At 43.2% G+C, this 1,291-nt stretch carries 1 protein-coding gene and 1 other annotated feature; the gene reads left to right on the top strand.

Translation table 11 applies throughout. The features are described from left to right. The first annotated feature begins 32 nt into the window (after positions 1-32). Positions 33-1,252, top strand: a protein-coding gene (locus MTN96_RS36760) for an IS3 family transposase (RefSeq protein WP_223230517.1) whose coding sequence is annotated in 2 segments (ribosomal slippage) — positions 33-321 and positions 321-1,252 — 1,221 coding nt in all. Because the reading frame shifts where the segments join, the coding sequence is not laid out codon by codon here. After that, positions 311-427 (top strand) — a sequence feature (AL1L pseudoknot). (Overlaps the previous gene by 117 nt.) Positions 1,253-1,291: the final 39 nt, after the last annotated feature.

Here is a 1,291-nt window from a genome sequence, read left to right as displayed (position 1 = left end):
CCAGAGACTCAATAACTTGAGAAACTGGAACTATGAAAAAATCAAATCGCTATACATCAGAATTTCGTGAACGTGCAATTAGGCTTGTTACCACACAACAGCATGAATACCCTTCTCTTTGGGCTGCGCTAGTATCGATTTCAGATAAACTGGGATGTACCCCAGAAACACTTAGAGCATGGGTCAAGAAATCTCAAGCTCAACCGTCTAAACCCTCTTCTAATACGCAATCAACTGAAGAACGCCTTGCCGTCTTAGAGCGCGAGAATAAAGAGCTCAAGCGAACGAATGATATCCTGAGGCAAGCTGCCGCTTTTTTCGCCCAAGCGGAGCTCGACCGCAAACAGAAGTAATAGTGGATTTTATTGATGCTTGCAGAGAGCATTACGGTGTCGAGTCAATTTGCAAGGAATTGCCGATTGCACCATCAACGTATTATTCTCATAAACAGATACAAAGAGAGCCTGAGCGACTGTCTAACCGCAAAAAGCGTGATGCTGAGCTGATAATACTCATTCGCGAAGTGTGGGAGGATAATATGTCAGTTTATGGTGCAAGAAAAATATGGAAGCAGCTACAGCTTGACGACCATCAAGTCGCCCGCTGTACAGTCGAACGATTGATGCGAGTTATGGGAATTCAAGGTGTTCGTCGGGGTAAAGCACATAAGACAACGATACCTGACGAGCAACAAGATAAGCCACTTGATTTAGTTAATCGTCAATTTACTGCTGAGCAGCCAAATCAACTTTGGGTAGCTGACATCACCTATGTTGCCACATGGAGTGGGTTTGTTTATGTCGCTTTCGTGATAGATGTTTTTTCACGATACATTGTAGGTTGGCGTGTATCAACGACAATGCACACAGAGCTTATTCTTGATGCGTTAGAGCAAGCTATTTGGCATCGTGGCAACCCCGAAGGGTTAATTCACCACAGCGACAGAGGCAGCCAATATTTGTCTATACGATACACTGAGCGACTTGCTGAAGCTGGAATTCAAGCGTCTGTAGGCAGTGTGGGTGACTCTTATGACAATGCATTGGCTGAAACAATAAATGGATTATTTAAAACAGAGATTATTCGCAGAAATGGCCCGTGGAAGAATGTTGATGCTGTTGAATACGCAACGTTAGAGTGGGTCAATTGGTTTAATAATCAACGCTTATTATCTTCAATTGGGTATATTTCACCAGCTCAATATGAAACAGACTACTATGATAATTTAAACGAGTCAGGTAAAGTGGCCTGACTTAAACAAACTGGTCTCCGATGAACTCGGGGCGATTCA

The organism is Pseudoalteromonas sp. 2CM28B, assembly GCF_023161935.1.
This window is presented reverse-complemented; position numbering and strand designations above follow the sequence as displayed.